Origin of the sequence: Pantoea sp. BR_17 (assembly GCF_041955125.1) — a bacterium.
Lineage (GTDB): Bacteria > Pseudomonadota > Gammaproteobacteria > Enterobacterales > Enterobacteriaceae > Pantoea > Pantoea stewartii.
Window position 1 is genome coordinate 304037 of sequence record NZ_JAVAXT010000002.1, and the last position, 21972, is coordinate 326008.

Annotated in this window: 22 protein-coding genes and 3 pseudogenes; 11 read left to right on the top strand and 14 right to left on the bottom strand. The window is 47.4% G+C overall.

From position 1 onward, the window contains the following. Window positions 1-133 precede the first annotated feature (133 nt). Window positions 134-760, top strand: a complete 627-nt coding sequence (locus RAC60_RS04985; RefSeq protein ID WP_277284123.1) for a LysE family translocator — start codon at window positions 134-136, stop codon at window positions 758-760. 71 nt (window positions 761-831) lie between these two features. Here the strand turns inward: RAC60_RS04985 and RAC60_RS04990 are convergent, their stop codons facing one another. Next, on the bottom strand, window positions 832-1446 hold the full coding sequence (locus RAC60_RS04990) for a histidine phosphatase family protein (RefSeq protein ID WP_058708662.1): 615 nt from the start codon (window positions 1444-1446) through the stop codon (window positions 832-834). Between the two features lie 833 nt (window positions 1447-2279). On the opposite strand from RAC60_RS04990, the gene RAC60_RS04995 reads away from it, so the two are divergent. From RAC60_RS04995 to RAC60_RS05010, 4 genes are all read left to right on the top strand, one after another. Beyond that, complete coding sequence (locus RAC60_RS04995; protein ID WP_033740127.1) at window positions 2280-2606, top strand: SymE family type I addiction module toxin; 327 nt, start codon at window positions 2280-2282, stop codon at window positions 2604-2606. A gap of 76 nt (window positions 2607-2682) precedes the next feature. After that, window positions 2683-3474, top strand: coding sequence for a phosphotransferase family protein (locus tag RAC60_RS05000; protein WP_058708661.1), 792 nt, complete (start codon window positions 2683-2685; stop codon window positions 3472-3474). Window positions 3475-3618: 144 nt separating this feature from the next. Then, window positions 3619-3849, top strand: coding sequence for a hypothetical protein (locus RAC60_RS05005; protein WP_058708660.1), 231 nt, complete (start codon window positions 3619-3621; stop codon window positions 3847-3849). Continuing rightward, the gene (locus tag RAC60_RS05010) at window positions 3846-4172 is read left to right on the top strand and encodes an Imm63 family immunity protein (RefSeq protein ID WP_375092803.1); all 327 of its coding nucleotides are present in this window, start codon (window positions 3846-3848) and stop codon (window positions 4170-4172) included. Before RAC60_RS05005 ends, RAC60_RS05010 begins: the two co-directional genes overlap by 4 nt. 536 nt (window positions 4173-4708) lie before the next feature. Here the strand turns inward: RAC60_RS05010 and RAC60_RS05015 are convergent. From RAC60_RS05015 to RAC60_RS05075, 13 genes and pseudogenes are all read right to left on the bottom strand, one after another. Then, a pseudogene (locus RAC60_RS05015) lies at window positions 4709-5726 on the bottom strand (hypothetical protein). A 113-nt stretch (window positions 5727-5839) separates the two neighbouring features. Then, window positions 5840-9361: pseudogene (locus tag RAC60_RS05020) on the bottom strand (AAA domain-containing protein). A gap of 718 nt (window positions 9362-10079) precedes the next feature. Then, the gene (locus RAC60_RS05025; RefSeq protein WP_375092805.1) at window positions 10080-11087 is read right to left on the bottom strand and encodes a restriction endonuclease; all 1008 of its coding nucleotides are present in this window, start codon (window positions 11085-11087) and stop codon (window positions 10080-10082) included. Window positions 11088-11351: 264 nt separating this feature from the next. Beyond that, window positions 11352-11693 carry a TA system toxin CbtA family protein gene (locus RAC60_RS05030; RefSeq protein WP_375092807.1) on the bottom strand — a complete coding sequence of 114 codons (342 nt, stop codon included), beginning with the start codon at window positions 11691-11693 and terminating at the stop codon, window positions 11352-11354. Window positions 11694-11712: 19 nt separating this feature from the next. Next, on the bottom strand, window positions 11713-12069 hold the full coding sequence (locus RAC60_RS05035) for a type IV toxin-antitoxin system YeeU family antitoxin (RefSeq protein ID WP_375092808.1): 357 nt from the start codon (window positions 12067-12069) through the stop codon (window positions 11713-11715). Between the two features lie 25 nt (window positions 12070-12094). Beyond that, complete coding sequence (locus RAC60_RS05040) at window positions 12095-12316, bottom strand: DUF987 family protein (protein ID WP_375092810.1); 222 nt, start codon at window positions 12314-12316, stop codon at window positions 12095-12097. Continuing rightward, on the bottom strand, window positions 12313-12855 hold the full coding sequence (gene radC / locus RAC60_RS05045) for a DNA repair protein RadC (protein ID WP_375092812.1): 543 nt from the start codon (window positions 12853-12855) through the stop codon (window positions 12313-12315). Before radC ends, RAC60_RS05040 begins: the two co-directional genes overlap by 4 nt. 12 nt (window positions 12856-12867) lie before the next feature. Next, the gene (locus RAC60_RS05050; RefSeq protein ID WP_375092813.1) at window positions 12868-13311 is read right to left on the bottom strand and encodes an antirestriction protein; all 444 of its coding nucleotides are present in this window, start codon (window positions 13309-13311) and stop codon (window positions 12868-12870) included. A 30-nt stretch (window positions 13312-13341) separates the two neighbouring features. After that, a complete protein-coding gene (locus RAC60_RS05055; protein ID WP_375092814.1) occupies window positions 13342-14163 on the bottom strand; it encodes a DUF932 domain-containing protein in 822 nt (273 codons plus the stop codon). 94 nt (window positions 14164-14257) lie between these two features. After that, window positions 14258-14722: a hypothetical protein gene (locus RAC60_RS05060; RefSeq protein WP_187253659.1), complete on the bottom strand. Its 465-nt coding sequence runs from the start codon at window positions 14720-14722 to the stop codon at window positions 14258-14260. 64 nt (window positions 14723-14786) lie between these two features. Further along, entirely contained in the window at window positions 14787-15191 is a 405-nt protein-coding gene (locus tag RAC60_RS05065; protein ID WP_375092815.1) for a hypothetical protein, read from the bottom strand. A gap of 198 nt (window positions 15192-15389) precedes the next feature. Beyond that, on the bottom strand, window positions 15390-16277 hold the full coding sequence (locus RAC60_RS05070) for a GTPase family protein (RefSeq protein WP_375092817.1): 888 nt from the start codon (window positions 16275-16277) through the stop codon (window positions 15390-15392). Window positions 16278-16373: 96 nt separating this feature from the next. Beyond that, entirely contained in the window at window positions 16374-17300 is a 927-nt protein-coding gene (locus RAC60_RS05075; protein ID WP_375092819.1) for a hypothetical protein, read from the bottom strand. A 1035-nt stretch (window positions 17301-18335) separates the two neighbouring features. On the opposite strand from RAC60_RS05075, the gene RAC60_RS05080 reads away from it, so the two are divergent. The 6 genes and pseudogenes from RAC60_RS05080 (at window position 18336) to RAC60_RS05105 (ending at window position 21851) form a co-directional block, all read left to right on the top strand. Continuing rightward, complete coding sequence (locus tag RAC60_RS05080; protein WP_375092820.1) at window positions 18336-18908, top strand: hypothetical protein; 573 nt, start codon at window positions 18336-18338, stop codon at window positions 18906-18908. 102 nt (window positions 18909-19010) lie between these two features. Beyond that, window positions 19011-19217, top strand: coding sequence for a helix-turn-helix transcriptional regulator (locus RAC60_RS05085; RefSeq protein ID WP_375092822.1), 207 nt, complete (start codon window positions 19011-19013; stop codon window positions 19215-19217). A 117-nt stretch (window positions 19218-19334) separates the two neighbouring features. Further along, window positions 19335-19727 (top strand): putative zinc ribbon protein, encoded by a 393-nt coding sequence (locus RAC60_RS05090; protein WP_375092824.1) that lies wholly within the window; start codon window positions 19335-19337, stop codon window positions 19725-19727. Window positions 19728-19801: 74 nt separating this feature from the next. Beyond that, a complete protein-coding gene (locus RAC60_RS05095; protein WP_375092825.1) occupies window positions 19802-20236 on the top strand; it encodes a putative zinc ribbon protein in 435 nt (144 codons plus the stop codon). A 14-nt stretch (window positions 20237-20250) separates the two neighbouring features. Next, window positions 20251-20418: pseudogene (locus tag RAC60_RS05100) on the top strand (DUF1294 domain-containing protein); the annotation flags it as partial. A gap of 494 nt (window positions 20419-20912) precedes the next feature. Further along, window positions 20913-21851, top strand: a complete 939-nt coding sequence (locus RAC60_RS05105; protein WP_375092990.1) for a glycosyltransferase — start codon at window positions 20913-20915, stop codon at window positions 21849-21851. Window positions 21852-21972 lie beyond the last annotated feature (121 nt).

Genomic DNA, 21972 nt, shown 5'->3' on the forward strand with positions numbered 1-21972 from the left:
CTGACTAAATTATGGAAAAGTCCCTCATCCTGTACGGAGAGATTGAGACGTGCGAACGACGACAGATAATAGTGGTCTGGGCGAATTACAGAAGTTATGTTAATGCATTCTCCTCTCAGATCAGGGATGCGATATGTGGGATATGTCTTCGTTTTTAGCTGCCTTACTGGTTTACGCCATCGGCACCGCCTCGCCTGGACCGGGCAATCTGTCTATTGCGAATGCGGCCATGAATGATGGCCGTCAGGCCGGACTGGTGTTGGCAACCGGCGTCATCTCCGGCTCCCTGTGCTGGGGCCTGTTAACCGCCTTTGGTGTCTCTGCCATTTTGGTTTCCTTCCACGGTTTTATCGTCTGGCTAAAACTGCTCGGCGCGGCCTATTTGCTCTGGCTGGCGTCAAAAGCCCTGCGCAGTGCCTTTCGCCCTGGCGACCTGGCGACACGTCCCACCCGTTCTCACACGCGTTTACGCGGCTACTATCTGCAAGGGCTGGGATTGCACCTTACGAATCCCAAAGCCGCCCTGACCTGGTTCACCGTCACCAGCGTAGGCCTGACCCGCAGCGCCCCACAGTGGCAGAGCTATGTTCTGGTTGCCACCTGCGCGCTAACCGGCGTGATGATATTTGGGCTGTACGCGCTGATTTTTGCTTCGCAAACGGCGGAGACGTATCTCAATCGGGCAAGGCGCAGTTTTGATGTGGTTTGTGCGGGGTTTTATGCGTTGGTGGCGGTGGGGTTTTTGGTGTCGCTGCGATAAGTGCGTTCAGAGAACTCATTCATCCTCGCGGACACAGAATCCGCCACGTAGCGATAGCAAAAACCGCGGAGTTAACACTGAAGCAAATGTGAGGCGATGCCCCATTTAAGCGCAGTACAGCGCCCATCAATCAACTCAAATGTGGAGTAACTCGCGTTGGGTTGAGCATAGCGGGCAAAATTAACAAGGTTTCCCTCGTTAAGCATGGCAAGCGTTCCCTGAATGATGTGCCCATGGGAAACGAGGCAAACAGTCTGGCGTTTTTGCTCGTCCGCAAGACAATGTAAAAACCACAGCATTCTATGCGTTGCCTGCGCCAGCGATTCGCCACCCGGAGGGCAATAATCAGCATGTGATGAAAATAACGCCTCAGCTTCATCAGGATAGTCAGACGCGAGTGAGGCTATGTTCATTTCCTCAAACATACCAAATGCCTGTTCCTTGAGTGCAGACTCCGCAATCACTGGACAGGCGAAGCGTTGAGCCAGGGTTTGAGCCATTTGCCATGCTCGCCCTAGTGGAGAGGCATAAACACGCTCAACGACATGATCTTCTTTTGCCAGTGCGGCCACTAATGCAGCCGTTTCACGTCTGCCACGTTCGCTCACTGCGCTGTCGCACTGCCCTTGAATGATGCCCTGTACATTCCACTCCGTTTCCGCGTGTCTGACCAGAATGACTTTCATCGTGAGAGGCCTTAATGGTTGGTTTTGGTTTATCTTCGGTTATCACGAGCACTACATCCTTTTGGTTTCGTCGAATGCTCGTCTGTTTTTATCTGAAAACCGCCAGAATGTTTTAGCCCTAACGCGGAAGCTCAAGGCCAGCATTCACCCTCAATCATTCGGCTTTCCTTAAGATAGTTGGTTTCCAGTAAAAAATTTATACGATCTTATAACATGATATAAAGCGCCGTTTCGGGTTGTGTTTCAGCACCTGTCTTCAAGCGATTTGGGAATGTTGAAAAAGTGACATTCGTTAGTGATCTCATAAGCCCAGTCGTTGCTGCCGGTCAGCAAGCTGGCATCAGTAAGTATTGCGGTGAGGCAACGGTCACGAACGGCTCGGCGATAAGATTACGCTTCACCAGCGGAAGCGCCTGATCCTGTGGCTAGCTAAGGCGTAAACAGTGCCGATGTGGAAATTGTTATGGCGATCCCAGGAGAGTGCGAGTGGCTGATGAAGGATTTCGGGGTCAGGGTTTGGTGACGCGGTGAAAGTCCCGGAGGCGGTTTAGGCAAGAGCCACAGAATAGCGGATTGACGCTGAGGACGCGTGAAATGGTCGGGTATTTCCCCCTTCTTTTCGCCACTATCAGAATTTAGATCTGCCACTAAAAATGATGGATTACGTTGCGATTTGCGTGAAATTTCTGCGTACGCTTTCGCAGTTTGCTATTTTCACTCTCGCTGCGTTTTCTCCTGCCTGATTAAATATTCCGGTCATTTAGCGCGATACGAATGTGGGGCAACACATCCGCATCGCTAATCACAATCACTATTTACGAGGAATAGTAATCATGACTGCCTTTGATTGTATTTCAGGCCACACTGAACCTAAAGCACCAAACTATACGCAGCGCTATGCGACCGTGGGTTATGTGACCCGCACTCCAAATTATCGCCGCGTTCCAGCGATTACGCTGAAGGGCTGCTGGCTAAAAGAAGCGGGTTTTCCGATTGGTGTGCAACTGGATGTGAAGGTCACCTGGTGCCAGATTATTATCAGCTTTAAACCCAGGGATGTGATAAACGGGACGCGGGTGGGATCGATTAAGGATCTGGCTTCGCTGTCCGTGCAGCAGAGAAAGCGGGTGATGAAGGCAATTGGGCTGACTGAGTGGTAAGAGGTTGAGGGGGCTTGCTCCTGCGGAGGTGGGGGCAGGCTGTATTCGTTACGTTAAGAGTAAAAGCAGAGTTACTATGACCGAGGCCAATTTAGCGAAGATGGGCATTGCACGCGTAAAACGCCTTGCGGATGAAGATGGTAAGCCCTGCGCCATTGAAAAAGCGCCGGTAAGCGAGGTGGAATATGCTTTCTACCGCGATGCCGCTCCCCTTCTGGCTCAGCATGGCATTCTGACACCCGTTGTGAAATCAGCCTGCCACGAACAACGAAAGCTCATACTCGAATATATTCCTGAACCCATCCAACAAGACGCTGTTACAGGCGATGCATTCCTTTCCGTTCTTGCACGATTACATTCTGTACCGCGTGATCCCTCATGGACGTTCAGCACACATCGGTGGGACGAGGCAGCACTGGAAAGCTGCCTCGATCTGCTTCGCCTGCCTGCTGAGGCGGAACGGCAGCTTCGGGCAATGCAGAAGCACAGCAATGTGCTTTTTGAACCGTATTGCGTGATCTCCGGTGATACCAATGCAGGTAACTGGGGAAAGAGAGAGAATGGCGAACTGGTGCTGTTCGACTGGGAACGCTTTGGCCTGTGTAGCCCGGCGATAGATTTAGCGCCTTTGATCAAAGGGATGGGAGGAGAAGAAGACTATCGGGCCATAGCGCGACGCTATTGTCAGTTGAATAGCAGGTTTGATGCGGATGTGCTGGTGAAAGAGATCGCCCTTGCTAAAGCATGGATTGTAAATGAGGTGGTGCTGATATTGAGTGAGCGGAGAAAGCCGGAACTGGCGAAGTATTTGGGATGGTACGGGGAGGTGCTGCCTGAGTGGTTGGCATCATCGAGATTAGACAGCTAGCCATATCTTAAGCAAACTGAAGAACGCAGGGTTGGCACTGTACGTGTTAGCTGATGCCACAAAGGTCTTTGCATTAATTCTGTTTCACTCGTAAGAGATTCAACGTATAACATATTGAATGAGTGATATAGAGATGAACATAAAATGGCTTTCGTATTCATTCCTGCATTAGTTACCTTACTCGTATCAAAAGAGAAAGAAAAAGGGCTGGCATTGACGAGAAATGGAGTTGAAGCCATTCATTATAATGCCACTGCAATCACGTTGCCTGAAGATATCGCATTCAGTATGGTGGAAAGTCGAGGGTATAATGACATGGAGCCAGAAGATGTCTGGAATGCCCGGCAAGCGTTTAAAAGTAACATCACACAATGAAAACTATCGAGGAATTAAGGGCAAGCCTTCTTAAAATTGGTGAACAACTTGGCGGCGGCATCAGGCCAAATTATTACTTCACTATCCCAGACCAATCCGATGGTGTAGGCACCCCCTATCTGGAGATAGGCGGGGAAGTATACCATTTTGTGGCTAGTGAAAGAGGGATCGAGTTTAATCGAAAATCGACTCTTGATTATGAAGACGTTCTTTACTGGTTCACTGACGATGGCGTTAGGGCTTTGGCTTCTGAGTATGCTGCATCAAACAAAATTCGAATGAAGAATTCAGAATCTTATATTTTCGAAAGCAATTTTATCTGATGCTTTCAGTCAAGCCTGAGTGGGCCACAAGAAAAAAGAATGAAATAAAGCAGATTCTCATTAGTTAATCATCCCTGCTTGACCCTGCGTACGGTTCTACAAAAATTCTTAACACATGATAAGAAAAAATCCATTTTATATCAAACATTTAACTTGTCGATTAAGATCAGAACACCGCCAAAAGAAATTAGGAACACAAAACATCCAAAGCTCAATAAAAAAAAATTAAAGAAAGGAATCATCCACCGCATCAATTCGACATTATTCGAATCAACAAACTGATATGCCTCGCTGTTTTTATCCAGGAAAAATATACTTTTATTTTTTTTAAGTCTGATAAAGAAATATGCCATCGTGGCAGCACCAAAGAAGCCAATCATACTGCTGTAAAGATATGGAGCAGGAAGCGTATGTTTTTTCTGATAAAGACCAATAATCTCATAATATTTCCTTCTGTTTATTGCGTACAGAAGGACTGACAGGACGAAGCATGAACAGGCAAAAAGGATAATTAGAACAACAAGATTCTTCATTTGTTAAAGGCCAAAATGTTTATATAAAGCATCCATTCCCAAGTCAGCTGCGTAACCACCAGCCATACCACCAGCAACTGAGCCAACCGCTGCGCAAGCCACGCCACCAACACCTGCAGTTGCAATACCAATAGCCGCACATACACCCAAGCCAGCAAACGTACCTAAGGCCCCGCCACCATAGCCAACAGCTGTAGTGCCAATAAACTTTCCATATTCTTTAAAAGCAGTTCTTTCACATTCGTTCTCTCGGCCCGTCGTGCAGCTTTTGACCACTTCATTTGTGCTGTTCGCAAAAGAAAAACCAATACCAATGTAGCCGCCGCTTTTAAGAAAACGTGCAGCTTTGGCAGCATTCCCCACGAATGTGGAATAACCCGGTATTGCACCAATACCAACGGTAGACCACTCGTGAACTATTGAACGGCTAGAGAGGTTTAATGCTCTACGGATGTCTTCATATGGTTTGAATTTAACCGAATAGCGGATAAGAGATTTCAATAATGGCTTGTTAACCAATTCTTTTAATTGATTAAAGAGTTGATTACGCTCTGCAAAAAACTGCTGACTAATCAGCGTTCCTTGTGTACGAAATTGATTTTGATAACTTGCCTCAATCTTTTTCAGTATTTGCTCAATTGAAGCAAAATACTTTTCTCCAACGTCACTGGTTATGCCGAAGATTTTGTCACCTGCGCTTGTAATGCCTGCGATAAGTCCATAATATTTGTGCAGATACTCAGCTTCATCAGTCCTGGTGCCCATCAAAGCTTCATTCGTTTTTGACTTAGCCTGTCTCAATGCAGCCAGAGCGTTAAGTGTTAAGTGTTAAAGGTGCCGGTGTATCAGGGTCTGCAACAATCAAAATTTGCCCTGGCTTTAACCAGGGCGTGTCAGCATTCATCTGCATAAACATCTGAGCGGCCGGAGAATGGACATTGTTGAAAAGTGATCGTGCCTGAAAATCCAGGGAACCCGGCAGATCTACTACACAATATCCAGGTGCAATATTACGAGCCATTTCCATATCCTCCATCCGCCTGAAACTAGTGAGACTTTATGATAAAACTCAAACATCATCAATTCATAGAGTAACGTTATCATTCACCAAAATGATATGAAATGGCTCAACTTTTATTCCAGTAAGCGTTGCTCCAGATTGGAATAAATGATCTTAATTTCATTTTTTAAAGCATCACCGACATACACCATCGATGTGTCGTAACGCTTGAAATTCTCATCACGAGATGCACTAAACCAGTTGAATGAACCGACACACAAGAGGCCTTCGTCACCAATGACTACTTTACTGTGTATGCGGTCAACAAGTCTGGTTGATATACCGAGTTCTTCTAGCTTTCCAAGAGCTTCATCAAGGCGCTGCCGTTTTTCTATCCGCTGATCATAACTGGAAGCCTGGGTATTGAAACTCTTGTCTGTCACGACTGTGATATCAATTCCGCGGGAAAGGGCACGTTTCATTGATGCCAGAAATCCGGTTTCTTCCAGCTTATGCCAGATTAACCAGGGAGAGACAATCATGATGCTCTTCCCGATTGAGTCAAACGTCTGGTTGAGAAAGGCATCATGCTCTTCTGCCCCGTGTAGGGTAGAAATCTGTGTTTGAGCAGTACTTAAATCCGGGCGTTTTTTGAACTCAAACTGCAGCGCATTATTTGCGGAAGCAAACAGGTATTACGCCAGTAATCCTCTGGGCGAAGAGCCCGGCTGGATCTCGAAGAGATCCATATCTCCGAAGACCAGAAAACTGTCCTTAGCCCGGGAAACGGCAACGTTCAGCATGCTGCTGTCACTATCAATAAATCCGCCATCTTCGTGCTTCGAATATACGGGTGAGAAAAGCACGATGGATCGTTCTGCCCCTTGCAAAGCGTGCACAGTTCCTACCGTCAGGGAATTTTCATCACCACTACAATTAATATCCTGGTCGCGTAATGATGACTTTATGGCATTAACTTGTGCAGAAAATGGTGTCACCACACCCACCACTTTATGTATCGGTTTTCCGTAATGCGCCTCGATTTCGACTTTATGAGTCGCAAGCCAGGCCGCTATCGTTTCAGCCTCAAAGGCATTATAGCGACTTCCACCGTTTGCCTTTACACCTTTGCCATCAATGTGGAGATAACCCATCGCAGGAAAAATCGTTTCCTTTTCCTCGCCTCGTTTTGGCTGCAACTTACCGTGATAACAAAGAGCGTTACAGTAGCCAATAATATTGTCGAAGCAACGTCGATGCTCATACAGGTACATTCCGCGGGCAAAGTCAGGATCGTATTTATAGCGTGAGTTAAACTGAGCCACTTTCATAACACTGCCTGATGCAGCACTTTTTCCTGACTCACTCATTAAGATATAGGCTTCAGTAAGCTCCTCTTGCGTACTGCCGTGAAGGATATTCTCCTCCATCATGTTACCTATATCGATGCCTGGCAGGCTGTTCCAGATAGGGGAAATTTGTTCTGTATCACCAATTACCAAGGCTTTTTTAGCCAGTGCGAAAGACGCTGCAGCAACCTCAGGGAGGACCTGCCCCGCTTCATCGACAATCAGCAAGTCGGCAAAATTGTATAAATAGTTGTCGTCAAATTTCTTGTTGCCGCCAACAAACTCACTGGTCTTCATATGGCACGGCAACATGTAGCAAGTCATCACTACACAAGGCGTGAGTTTCATTCTACGCTGCCAGCGTGCCTTAACACTTTTTGCCCCAGAACGTTTTTTTTCTTTTTGAAGATTATCAATCCCGTCCATATCCATTAGCCAGCGGCCTTCCCAGTAATGGGTTGCCAGTAAGAACGCAGGGAAACGGATCCCTGTATCCGCCAGCTCATCCGCTTTGGACAAGGTCACTTCATCTGCATCTGAGTGCCCTAATGAATATGTCAGCTCGCGCCAGCGCTGAGATGCTTCGCTTTCGCGTCTGAAGATGTCCTGGGCTAGTTCGATCTCCTTTTGGTAACCCACCTGTTCTTTAGACGCTTGGGAAATTAAATCTTCTATAAATGCGTCAATATCTTCAGGCAGTGCTCCCTCAAATGCCATCATCTTTGCGCCAAACAATTCATCTAAAAAGAGGTTCATTTGATATTGGCGTTTAGTCCGAACGACAGGCAGCCAGGAGAAAAGCGCATATAACACGGACTCATTCGCACGATATTGCTGCCACTGCTTTTTACCTTGACTCAAAAGCGTGATGTCATTCGTACTGTTAAGCAGTAACGCATTTTTATCTTCAATGTACTGGTCGAGATCTTCGCTGATGGCATCCCGCTCATGCCGAACCGCATTCAGCCTGTTCCATGCCGGCTCGATTTGCTTAAGCTGATGAGACATCTCAGCTAAACGATTATGTAAAAGCGCTATAACCAGCTCTGGAGAGCTACAGTCTTCGTTCGGAAACGCAGCCTTTGCCTTCTCCAGATAAAAAACTCTGGCGTCTTCAACATATTCGAGGGATTCAACACGATTAAAAAAATCTTCCGTCTGGTATTTTTTTACAGCGTCGGCTCTTTGAGTGGAAGACGGATAAAACGCGCCAAAACTGCTCACGTCGGGTAACCAACGCCCCGCCATTATCCCGGTACCAGAACCAAAATCTTTACCGAACGCTTCAATGATGTTGGTTACAGCCTGGTTATTGGTCGACGTAGCAATAATTACAGGCGGTTCACTCTTATTAAGTGCAGCCCTGGCCCATTCGGTAGCAATAATGGAAAGCACCAGCGTAGTCTTACCGGTTCCCGGAGGACCGTTCACAGCCAGCATATCGCCCGGTTGCTGAGTCAGGTAATGACTCAAAGCATCACGCTGCGCCAAAGCCAGCGGAAATGTATCGCCAGAATGCCCAAGACGCTCGCTAAACATGGCGTTGTCAGGCAGAAGTGATTCTAAGGGAGGCATTTCATTAGAGGCAAAGCGCGATAATAACGGCACTTCTTTTTTGCTCAGCAGCAGATGGTCATACATAGGCAATATATGTATGTTTGCCCCGCTAACCCGGTTAGCTTTGATTACATAGCCATATTCAGCCAGTTCATATTGCTCGTGGGATTCAATCCACTCTTTAGCGACGTTTTGAAGAAGCTCTTCTGACTCTCTACGATATTTTTCCCATAGGTTCTTGTATCGTTCATATCGCTTTTCACGCTGCTCATCCGTTTCCGCGTGGTGCTCATGCTCATCATCCACGCCAAAGGTGGTTGAGTCATGTGTTGTTCTGTATTTGTCATATTGCGCCATCTCACCGATTGAAAATGTACCTGTGGGAAGTGGCTCAAGCAGGTCTCGCGGAATGGTCGTCGGCGCGTTGGGAAACAAAAAACCTTCGCGGTTCAGGAGAGCAGAAGTGACCAGTGGCGTGACGAACTCTGGTGCGCCTACAGTCCGCTCTTTGCCATGCTTCAACAGCCGGATAAATACCCGAGGCCGTAACAGCACCTCAACGGTTTTAACGTCTTCATCTTCATCCTCAAAAAACGCACGGACTGTTTCATCCTTCAGCCTTGATGAGTTAATGTTCGTCCATCTGGTGAATGGCTCTACATCCTTACTAGCAAAAGCACCTTTACCCGACTCTGCATCAGCCAGAGAGTTACGCCAGTATGAAGTGAATCCTTTAGTGTTACTGTCCATCCCACATCCCGCGACTTAAGTCAAATTATTGATTTGATAGATATAAACTCACCTTATGATTAAGCATTGTCCACGATGTGAGCACGAGTGCAATGATTTGTTTGTGGTATGGACATATAAAACTTATTTGTCCAAAACGCCCTTTAAATTTGGCTGATCTAACCAGAGCATGACGCGTACTATGATCTGGACAAAATTCGTTTTATCTTTCTGCTCTTTTCTTTATAAATTTTGATATACGTTAAGCACAGAATATCGAACGTGAGGATTATAAATTTCCTCGAAAAAAATCTGTATTTATTAATCAAGGCAGAGGATAAAAATTAATAAAATGAGTTTTTCTTTTATATTTCCCCCTTAAGATTTACAGCCTAAAAATTTTTGGCATTGCTCTTCATTTTTTTAATTTCCACTAATGTAAAATAAGAAAATCCAGTTACTCAGCTCACGATCCTAACGGGCCCCTCTGAACTACACAGAGTATAAAAATCATGGTACATACTGAATTAAAAAAATAGAAAGTCTTTAAATATGAATGGTGCGAAGGCCGGACTCGAATTTCACACCTAATAGACTGATATCAATATTGTTTACAAACAGGAATAAAGAGTTATACCCGCACTTGTACCCACAAGTTAAAATCCGTACAAAAAATAGACATTGCAAGTGGGTATAAAGCCATACCAGTAGAACACCGATATGGCTATCAAAGCAAGATTCAGGCAGGAAGGAAAGTTTTCTTCAGAGGCACCAAAAGTTTGGTCTCGATATCGACTTGCTCATAGTTCTCAATAAGCGCACGGACGAGATCATCAAGCGTCCAGAGCGTCAGAGGTATCGTCGAACGGTCAGCTTCATAGCGAGCATCTTTCGTAAAGCCCCCCGTACTGACATAAAGCCCGCGATCGTCTTTATGGCGACCGCCGATAAAGCTGCGAATCTGCTGACTCCCCATTTGCTCCCTGCGATGTTTTACCTCAACGATAATACGTGGATTTTCAAAACCGAACCCATCAGGTGAAGCAATGATATCTTTACCCCGATCGGCTCCTGCAGGTGAGACCTGCGTTTTATAGCCCATACTGCGCAAAACTCCAGCAACCAGATGTTGCATCTCGTCCCAGTCAAGAGAGTTGATACGATCTTTGATACCCTCAAACGCCAGCATTTCCATATCGCGGAGCGGATCAGAAACGACCTCATCTTCATCCATCACAACTGGACTCTGAGTAATAACATCTATAGTGGGTTTCTTATCCTGCAAAAGTTCTTCTAGAGCATATTCTGGAAGCTGGAAAACTGTCAGCGTAGAACCCAACGTGTTTTTGGTAGCAACAGACAGTCTATCGCGGTCGATTTCTTGAGTATTCCATTTAACCTGCCGAGCGATACCCATCACCTCTTCTACCCATTCAGGATGATATTGGAAGTCTGAAGTAACTTTGCCCAGCAAATAAGTACGGTTGGCTGGCGAATAGGTAATAACCCAATCACCCTTTTGGATCTCATTCACAAAACGCCAGACCTGCGATGCACCAGAACGCGCAGTTCCCAGCTTTGTTAAGGGATCTGCCTCCTGGTATAAGGCAAGTAACTGGGCTCGGGATAGGCCGGGTTTGACTAATGGAGCCAGCTGAGACCAACCGATGCCTACAATTTGCTTATCGCGAAAATCGTCATAGAGCTTGCCGCCGTCACCGCGGATCATCCACATTCTGTTGCCCATACACGTCCCTTTATGAGGAAAAGAAATTAAGCTGGATCATAAGCTTGTTCGCCGCATGCGTCAAAACCATCAACAACGACGGTCCAGCATTCCCGGATTGTGTTTTGCGATGATGTGCCCAGTTAAAATTACAGCTTCTATTTGCATGATATTTCGTCCATATAAGTAAAAGCACCAACCAGCATCGGCAGGTGCTTTTTGGAATGAGTAAATTAAATAAGTAAGGAAAGCTGCAGTGTGAATCAGGAAGGCAATTCACAATGTTCACCGTGCCGCGCTAATACGATTTCTTTTCAATAAACCTGTTGCCTGTCGCGCCCGCAGAATATCGACTACCCGCAGATATGGGGACTGTTCTTGCCAGTCGAATCCCCTGCGATCAATACGAACCAGCCCGTACTTTTCCACCAGAAAGTTTACGGCATTAGCCAGAGTGATACCGGCATCGATATGTTCCTGTATAACGGTTTCATCACAGAAAGGTGTATCGTTTAGCGTCAGACCATAATGCTGTTCAAGCAGGCGTGTAAGTAGCATTTGCCAGACAGCCACGGGTGACAGGCATGGCTTCGCCGCCCACAGAGTTGTTGCAGGTTGATATTTCATTTTGTTCTCGTGAAAGTAATTAATATTGAGTGGGATAAATGGCGATATATATGTAGCCGCAACTACCAAGAGTATCGGCTTCGCACGTTAGTCCGTTGTGATATAGCGCGACGCAGTGCTGATGCCGGGAAGAGAGTTCTCCGCTGGTGAGCATCAGCTCCAGTTGTTTGAGTATCAACGGAAAGACCTGATCCTGGTGCAGCGCGTCATCGTCGCTGAAAGCACCTTTAAACCCGGCACGGTCAGCGAGAAAATGCACCCGGTTGCCTTCCCGCACCAGACGAGCTCCAAAACAGGGTGTGATCGTACTCTTTAGCCCCCACTGCTGGCAGGCTGGATTCTCCGGCTTGTCACCAGATTCTGAGTGATTGTTCATTATTGTTCCTGATTAAAGTAAAGGATTAATTGAGAGTAACGCTTCGAAGAATGACATAGGGACCATTGCGGTCCTGACGACGTTCAGCAAACACGGCCAGAACGCCGCGTATGTCCTCCACCTCACGGCCAGCATAATGGCAGATACTGCCTGACCATTTATATTTGCCCGTACTAAAGCGAAACAGTCGGGAGCCGGGATGTTGCCGGTACAGAGTCATTGCCTGGCGTTTGCTGGTGATTTTCATATCCAGCCTCGCTCTGCGAACGACACAATGCCCTCTGAACCGACAACCAGATGATCGAGCGTTTTCACATCAACCAAGTCCAGCACCTCCTTTAGTCTGTCAGTCAACTGGCGATCGGCTTTGCTGGGCTCCGGATCGCCGGATGGATGGTTATGCGCCAGCACGACAGCTGCGGCATTGAAGCGAAGCGCTAACTTCACTATCTCTCGGGGATGGACCTGCACATGATTAACTGAACCAGCAAACAGTGTTTCGCTTTCCAGTAAACAATGTTGGTTATCGAGATAGAGCACCATAAACACTTCCCGTTCTTGTCCTGCCAGCTGTAGCCGAAGCCAGTCACGGGCAGCAGTGCTTGAAGTAAAGAGTATGCCAGGCTGACGAAGATATTTCTCCAGCAAGTTGATAGCGCGGCGAATGGTCCGTTGGGCATAGGGTGTCAATCCGGATGTCGCTGGAAGCAGGCAACCATGCCGGGCCATAACCGTCAGTGGAAAAAGTTCAGGCTGTGATGACACCGGGGATAATGCGGTATTCATGTCAGGTATTCCTCAGTCGATGAGATGCATAATGGCGCTGCACTCTGGATGGTTTAGCGCGTAGTCGCGTAAGCGATAATAGTGCTCAGTCATTGCATCACATTCAGTACGACAGACGTGGTGGCTGTAAGCCATCAGACAGGCGACTATCCCTGCAGCTTCACTGGTAAGCTCTGCGCCATTGCCGTTCATGCTGTTGAACAATGTCCACTTCTCCTCTTGCTCTGACTCGGGAGCCATAAAAGCGCCACTGTTACTGAGCGTCGAATAATTCCAGATACCACCGTGATAATCAGTACACAAGCGGTCCATCCAGGCAAAGATTCGGGGTTCAAGGGTTATCCATTGTGGGATGGAGCCAAAGTGCTGCGGCCAGAAGCTGATGCGTAACTCGTCAGGGACCACTGAGGCAGTAATTGCTGCCTGCTCAGCAAACTCAAGGTTTTGTGTATTCATTAAACTATCTCCTTATGCCGGAACGGTTGTTTAACGCCCGAAAAATTCGAGCATGTTTTCTGCCATAACCCACAGGGCACGATTGAGCTTCACATCGCCGTCAATGCCGGTAACAGCACGGGTGCGGCTACTTTTACCCTGAGCGGTTCGCCCTGACAGACCACCTTTCATCAGGTTCTCCTGCACGCGCTGATAGACGGTCCACAGGTCATCGCTGTAGTCCTCCCGACGACGAGGAGCCAGCAATTGCGATACCGTGACCGGCTGGTGATCCTCACCAAATCGATACTTCAGTGCGGCATTCGCCAGTGCATGACGGGCAGGGTCTGTCAGCACAAGCGACTGCATCGCATCGCGCTTATCATCCACCCGGTCAAAAACACCGAGGACTTCGTAAGCCCCTTCAATTACCTTCTCAACGACATTCCCCTTATGCGGAACCCGAACTTCTCCGAACGACTGACCGCAGACCAGACCGTTGGTACAGACGCCACGAAACAGCCCCGGCAGCATCTGGTAGCTCGAGGAGCCGTCATGACTGTTAAGTAGAATGATTTCCGGTACCTGATGCCCGGTCAGCTGTCCGGCACGACGCAGGCGAAGCATGTGTTTGGTGTGTTCCCGCTTGCTCTGGTCACGTACGCGGGTCTGGCAGGCAAAGAATGGCTGGAAGCCTTCACGCTGTAGACTTTCAAGGATGGTGATGGTCGGGATGTAGGTGTAACGGTCTGAGCGTGATTCATGCTTGTCGCTCCCGAATACGCTGGGGACATAACTCATCAACTCTTCATGTGTCAGAGGCCGGTCACGGCGTATCTGGTTTATACGGCCAAAGCGGCTGGCTAATTTCATGGTCATTACCTGTATGTAAGACAAAAGAGAACGCCCTGCTCGAATGAGCAAGGCGCTGGTGTATTGCTAATGTTTTAAGCGTTGCGGATAAGGCTTACGGAAGGGCAAATTTCGGTACGCAGCCGTTATCGCCAAATTCAGGAATAACGACGCCAGCTCCTTTGAGCGTAAATGCTGTTGGTTTCGCGCCGGTGCCCGAAACAATGACGTTCTTGCCGCTACGTAATTTGTTCCATGCCCACATCACATTGTCTGAACCCACATGGGATTCGCTTTCACTGGTGTCGACTTCTTCGGTGTTATCAATTTTCATCATCAGGGTCTGGCCGCTATCCATGCTGACCTGATGGCCGTTCACGTCGGTGAAGATGATAGTAGCGGCCTGCGAGCCGGAGCTGTCGCAGGCGAGGTAAAGTTGTGACTGTCCTTTGCCGAGAATAGTGTATTCCGCCGTACCCTGTGCGAAGCCGCTCGTCCAGGTCTCGTGGTTACCGAAAGCCAGCACCTGAGCAGAGAAACAAAGTGCGAGGGTAAGTGCCGCAATGGGTCTGAATGACATGATAATCTCCCTTTAATAAGCAATAAACAGCACGGAAGAGTTAAGACTTACTCCAGTAGCTGGATTATTCGCTGATGGTGAAGGTGCCCTGGTCGGTTAACACCCTGGCTTCAAGAAAACTGCAGACTACGCCCGCCGGTGGCTGAAGGTAGGTATGGCCGAAATGCCAGGTCAGACCGTCAGCAAAATGCATCGTGGTGGGCGTGAAAGTCGCCCCCTGCGCCACCCAGCCCTCAAGCCTTTTCCCCTGGTATGTGACAGTTCCTTTTGTCAGCAGCGGGCATTTCCCCCGATTGACGTCAATATTTTTAATCACAACGGTGTCAGTTTTAGCTCTGACAGTGACATTGATACCCTGTATGTTCTTTTGAATATCGACCTTAATGATGTCATTTTCAGACGCTCCGGCCGTTAAGGACAGGACTGCCAGCAGCATCATGGCAGCAGTAGCGGTATAATATTTGCTCATGGACGTTCCTTAAGACGTGACAATCCCTGCGATACATCGCATTGATTTTTAATGAAGAAATAACATTATGACATGATTCCCCGTGGATTATGTAACGACGGGGCTTATCAGGTACAACGATGAATATCGATCTGTTAGATCGACGAAATCGATCGTGATGAAGTAAAAACGCTTATCGGCAGTGATGAGGATGTGTATTTAACCGAAGAAAAATCCCCAGAGTGAGCGTGCCGCGCGGGCGACAGTATGTGTAACAGCCTGTAATGCCGAACGGGCCACCACTGGAAGAGGAGTGAGATCGATGACTTTATCGATAACCTCCACCACGGCATCGCCAAAGCTGCTGCTGGCGGTGCTGATGACGCTGGTGGTGTGATACCCATTATGCAGGTGGGGAACCAGCGGGCTGCGGGCCTGCTTTGGGAGACGGGTAATCATCGCTTCCACCAGACGTGACAGGCGATAACGTCCCCGGACGGAGACCGGCAGGATTTCCGGCTCAGCGATGCCTAACTGTCGGGCCACCGCCTGCTGCTTCTGCGCAATACGTTCTGTCTGTAATGCCGAGGGCTGAGCCGATAACCAGTTCCAGCGCTCAGCGGGTTCGGTTTTGTCCACCTGGTTCAGTACCCACAACACCGGCGGCAGAGATCCGCCGTACTGTGCGAACACATTTTGGTAAAACTGCTCTTCCGCCGCATAAGCGCGGTCATCGGCCTTAAGCACCCACAGCACCATATCCAGCTGTGGCATCAGTTCCCTGTACAGCTCGCGGTATTCGCCATCGCGGGTAACACTTTCACCCACGCCAGGTAAATCAACGAGCGTCAGGAAGTGAGTACCGAAACGTAGCCGTACTCGCTGTGGCTGGCGGGTACAGGCTTCCACCGCATTCACGGCGCAGACTTCACTACGAAACAGCGCGTTACACAGCGAGGACTTACCGACGCCGGTTTTACCCATAATGCCAATCACGGGTTCGTACGTGACGAGTTGATTGAGCTCTTTCAGCAAATGTTGTCGTAGTGAGCGTGGATAGCGCCGCAGGTGACGGCGGATAATGGCGTAGCCCGAGAGATGTTTCATGCTGGCCTCTGAATGAAAAAAGGCCATCCGGAATGGATGGCCTGACTTAAGTAAACGGGAGGGAATTCAGTAAAATGATATATAACTAAGAATTTATTAGTTTTTCTGGTTCAGCTCTTGCCAGGTTTTTTCTATCAGATATTCAATCACATCAGCCCTGTTTCGGTTAAAGCGTTTCTCCAGTTTTACCAGCGTCTTTTTTGCATTTTCAGAAATACGAATATTAACCGGAGACTTAACCGCTACTTTCTTACGATGCTTCATATTTGCATAACGTTTGCGCAACGTATTAAGAAACAGTTGTTTTGTGTCTGGCTCTTCCTCCCAGAGATAATATAGTGCAGGAACAGCAATGTTTTGCATCTCATGAACAAGGTTAATATTTTTAAAACCCCGAAGAATCTTTCGATGCAGACCGAATTGAGCCATTATCCATTCAATGTTTTCAGGCTCTGCGTCAGTTATCCAGGAAAAATCTTTTCTTAATCGTTCCTTATTGTAAAAATACTCATCCCTTAGTCCCGCTATAATGGCATCTTTGCGTTTAATCCGGTGAGGTAACATATCCAGGATGGATAATATTGCCAGATAACATTGTTCCGGTGTGTCAGGGACTGATGACGACATGTGCTCACCAGTAAGCCAGAACCGCCCCTGCCGTCGGTAATAATATCGTGGATTCGCTTCATTACTCTCATTCAGCCCGAATGTTACATATTCTTTTACTAACCCTAACCAGAAATACAGACAACCATAAGCATCCCGCCTGAGCCATGACAACTGAGATTCATCAACACTACGTTCACGGTAATTTGAGGCATACCGGAGGACTGCTCTGAGAATACGTGCGTCACCGTCATTATCTTGTATTTCATCATCAATGATACTGTTAATTTTATCCTGAATTTGTTGCCTGTTCTTTTGCGAACTGAAAGCAAAGCGTCTGGCATCTTCTGCATGACCAAGGCGCCAGAGAAGATAGACCCCTTCCCTGACTGAATTCACTTCAATATACCTGTGCATACAGCTCCCTCTGATAACATTGAATAAAAATCATCGACAAGTATACGTTGTGTATAAAAACAGAAATGTGAAACATCACAAAGAATTCAACTAAATATACATGGCGATATCTGAAGGCAGTACTTCAATCACAAGTTGGATTCACAACAAAAACCAAGTGGCTTTCATTGAGTCATCACGCAGATACCTGAGGGATATCATGCAATTATATATTTTTATATTTAAATAAAATCAATTAGTTAGATTGCATTCATTCATGTTGTTTATTCTTGTTAAGAACATTCTATATCTCATTATAACTGGATTATGATACTACAGGTTCAGTATGAGAGCATCTGGTCTGGATGGGGGTGCTTTACCCGCAGCGTTCGTGCTTTCATTTTTTACGCTGTCTTGCAATTATACGAAACGTTACCTTTACAGGTTCCGGCGTAGCCGTTGTGCCAATATAAGTGACCGGGGGTGGAACACACATCACTCTGCTGTCAGAGTGGTGAAGATAATATACGCTGAGGTGTAGAGGAGTAAGCACAGTGAGCGACATTCTCAGAGAATATTATCGTAAGTGGCGGGAAGGTATGCGTAGCATAACACCTGTACGGTAGCATTACTGGAATGCACGGTGATTTTAATCAGATGTAGCCGGATTAAAAAACGTCGATAACACGTTTTCTATCTACAGAAACACTTCACGAATCCATTAACCATAGACTGACTGAAACCCTCAAAATAGATTCATTTAGGTTATTAGTGTTATTTTATAAAGAAGCGTACTGATACTCCCCATCGGCAATCCCTTCCACGAGATATCCATCCGTAGAGTTTAGTCACATACACTCAGCGTGATTATTCTCTTCTCCAGTCTGATCGTAATGCACTTATGCTGAACAATATCCCTCACGCTGAGAATACTCTGCTGACGGTACCAGTGACGGCGTTAAACATGAACCTGCCCAACCACTCGATTAAACTCACGTAGTAAAAAATAACACGCCGCTGTTATCCCTTGACCACTATTCATCACGGGATAACATCATGCTTCACAATACAAACAGAAATCACCAACCCGATAGTTCTCTACAGAACGTTTTATTCAACCATCAGAACCAGCTCTTCAACTGCTACTCGAAACTGTTAATGCTGCGGGTGGATTTTGCCTATCGCCAGAATAGTGACTTATTTAACGCCGCTGACGTGAATCAACTGGTCGCCGATATGACCTGGCTGACTGAACAGAGTTCGGCATTATCAGGGCTGGTGGGTTATGCCTGGGTACTGGAATACGGAGAAGACCACAGTTACCACGTCCATGCTGCATTTTATCTCAATGGTCAGCGTCACAGGAAGGTCTGGTGCTTCTGGGAAGCGATAAGAGACCTATGGGAAGATATTACGGACGGAGAAGGCTATGCGCACCGATGTGAACCTAAGGCGCATTACAGGGTACGGGGAGAGCGTGTAGTTAGCTTTTGCGATAGCAGGGGGCGGGAGGGCATGCAATACATCCTGAGCTATCTGGGTAAGCAGTCGCAGCGTACAAAGCGGCGGATTTACAGAGTAAGTGCAGTCCCGGCACCAGCAGCCAGTGGCAGACGTCGCAGGGGATAACATCAGCGGTTAAAAAAATACGCCAGTGCCTCATCGTTTGAAGAAGTCTGCGCCATTCGATTACCTGACTTCTTCTCCTTTACCACCAATGGAGAAAAAACGATGACAACTGATTACAGCGTTCTTAACGACCAACTGGTAACGATGGCGTTTATCACACAACTCACCGGCTTAACCGACAAATGGTTCTATAAGCTCATACAGGACGGTGAGTTCCCGAAGCCCATTAAGCTGGGCAGAAGCTCCCGCTGGCTTGAAAGCGAAGTGGAAGCCTGGCTGCAGCAACGCATTGCTCAGTCCCGGCGGTAACCTGTCGAACGCAGTCACATCTCCCACCTGATTTAACTCTAACGACCGTATGACCCACAGTGCTGCCCTCCTCGGGACGGCTTACGCCTGCGCGTCGCATGGCAAAGGACCAATACTATGACGATTTACGCCAAATCTTTTATCGCGCTTGACGGCAATCAGCACCTCACGGGTGCCACCACTGCACAGATTTCCCCTTACGACCACTACACCTGCCACCTCTGCGGCAGCACTCTGGTATTCCACCCGGAATGGGCCATCAACCGTCCGTGGTTTGAGCATACCAGGGAAGACCTGACGGAGAACGGACGTAACCACTGCCCGTATGTACACCCGGAGCCGAAAGAAGCGCGACGAATACGCATGCTGCGGCGCTATGTCCCCGATGCTCAGCCGCTGGTACGCAAGACTGACTGGCATTGCACGGCTTGCGACAGCAATTACCACGGTGAACGCTACTGCCTGACTTGTCGTACCGGTGACCGCAGCACTGAAATCTACCAGAGCTGAGCCACCAGTAACCTGTCCCGTAACTTCATACCAGTGCCGTCACTCAGGCGGGGTATCACATCAGGAATATTATTATGCAGTTTCGAACTATTCGTACCGCCTTTGACCATGAGGGCAATGTTGTTCGTGTCAACGAATTGACGCCTCGCTCCCGTGGTAGCTGGTTTTGCCGTTCCTGTCGTAGTGTTCTTCGACTGTGCTGGACACACGACAACGGTGGGTACTTTGAACACGATCTTGAGGTTGCAGAAAACGCCATACTGAAACATTGTGAATATCTGCTCACCTCATCATCTTCACCACCATCGCTCTTCACTCAGGCGGTCAGTGAAATAGTGCAGCGTACTGAACCGCTCCCAAAGGTACCGAGCTCCAAGGATTATTTCTGCGTGCTGTGTGATCATGCTTATTACGGGCTGAGAAAGTGCCCCTGTTGTCTTAACAGTCTGTACAGTACTGAAGCGGCTCTGCGGGATACACAGACCATACCGAAAAAATGGGCAATATGATGGAAGCTTACTGTACCACCTTGCTGACATTTGGTTTTGTCGGTGGGTGGCCCGGAGCCATTCTCGGTCAGAAAATCTTCCGGCATAAAACGCAAAAGCAGCCGTTTAAGACATGGTTCATCATCAGCGTGATAGTCAATATCGCGGTGCTGGTGGCGATATATTGGTTTTATCCCCGCTGAATCTAGCGGCTCCGTTTTGAGCTGTGCTGGCTCCTGCCTCTCTCGGTTTAATCTCTGCTCACTCATCCCCCCTGTGCTGTTCACAGCCCGGTTATAGCTAACCACGCGGTGGGATTCTCCCGCTTCGTATCGATCGGCGCCAACGATCAATATCGAAAAACTGATCTATCAAAACGATTATCTTTCATGCGCCCTGCCTGGTTATCCTTGTCTTAACTTACTCACAGAAAAACCTTTTATTACGGTTAGTTATCTAGCCGAGGCTTGCTACGCCCATTTTCCATGTATCCCAAATTACGAGGTCGCAAAGACGCGGAAAGATGAAGAGATGCGCACGTTGCAACAAAAAAAGAAGTGTCCTTGAGCGATGGCTCTCACTCGATAAAGAATTCTGCGACGAGTGCTTGTTTGATATCGACCAGGAAATCAGGGAAAGACGGATTATCCCGATCAGAAGGCTTAAAGATGACGATGAAGGTAAATAGTTACTCGTGATGAAGAATAAAATCGACGTTAGTGTCATTATCCCTGCTTACAACGCCGTTGAGACCATTGGTAATCTGGTTAATAAAATCCTCAGCGAAACCCACGTGGCTATTGAACTTATCATCGTCGATGACGGTTCTACTGATGGAACAGCCAACGTTCTTCGTCAAATCCATGATGACCGACTCATTCTGATTGAGCAGGCCAATCGAGGTGTCTATGCTGCCCGAAATGCTGCTCTAGCCTTGCATCAAGGAGAGTGGGTAATTTTCCTCGATGCTGACGATGATATAGCAGACGGGTTCATTGAAAAACGATGGCAAGCAGCTACTGCGTCGCAAGCCGACGTCATGATCTTTAATGGCTGGCATTCTAGTGCTGACCTACATCGAAGAGCAGTCCACCGAAAGCAGCCATATGGGGCGACCCTGTCAGGTAATGAGTGGATTAGACAGTGCGTTACACGCCGTGAATGGCCACATTACCTGTGGTTGCAGATGGTCAAGTCAGCCTATATCAGACAACACTCACTGCACTTCCAGTCCGGTAAGAGCCATAAAGACATTATCTGGACGGTTCATCTTGCAGCGAGAAATGGCCAGCTCTGCATATTGGATGTTAAGGACTATATCTATATCAGTAATAAGACCTCTATCACGCACCGCCCGGATTACTATGATGTTCGTGCAATAAGCTATGTTGAAGTGATCGCGGAAATTATCCAGCTAGCGGAACAGGAACAAAACAAAAAAATAAAGTTATTTTTGTACAGACATGCGCTGGTGGAGGCCCGTCACTTTTTGGGGTTATATCGGAAAAAGGTTATGGATAATTCCAACGTTAAAACCAGTTTCAACAAAAATATATCCTTTATCAGTTTATTCCAAGGTATTAGCAGCCTCAGTGACATATTTTTCTTTATCAAGCTAATGCGTAAAATTTTTTAGCGTGCATAAAATAATGCTCTGTTGGCACCGTCTAACCTTCTTAGGTGCAAGACAATTGTAGTCCTACAGCTACAAAATATTGCCGTATGACATCACCAGGTAACATCTCTAAAGCAATGTT